Here is a 354-nt window from a genome sequence, read left to right on the forward strand (position 1 = left end):
GGAGGCAATGCCTATACCGTGATCTGTCACGGTCAACTCGCACGTGCCATCATCGCGCTTCTTGGTCTGAATTGCAATCTCACGCTGCGCTGGCGGCAGATGCGCCATCGCGTCCGTGGCATTGAGAAAAAGGTTGAGCAGAACCTGTTGAAGCTGCGGCAAGTTCCCGCAAATCGGCACATCCGGCATATCCTGCAGCAAGTCGACCTGGGTTTGACGCGCAAGCAGTTCGCTGCGCGCCAGTGCCAGCGTGGTCGTCACCGCTTAGTACAAGTCCATTCGCTCCAGGGTCGTTTCGCCCCTGATCATCAACCGTCGCAGCTGGGTGATAACGGTTGCCGCGCGCCGGTTGTC

At 59.0% G+C, this 354-nt stretch carries 1 protein-coding gene; it reads right to left on the reverse strand.

Annotated features, from left to right (window positions below; translation table 11 throughout):
• Window positions 1-261: ATP-binding protein (locus SB772_RS39515; RefSeq protein ID WP_410838454.1), on the reverse strand; the 261-nt coding region annotated here is incomplete at its 3' end.
• Window positions 262-354 lie beyond the last annotated feature (93 nt).

Origin of the sequence: Paraburkholderia sp. SIMBA_030, from assembly GCF_046535245.1 — a bacterium.
Taxonomy (GTDB): domain Bacteria; phylum Pseudomonadota; class Gammaproteobacteria; order Burkholderiales; family Burkholderiaceae; genus Paraburkholderia.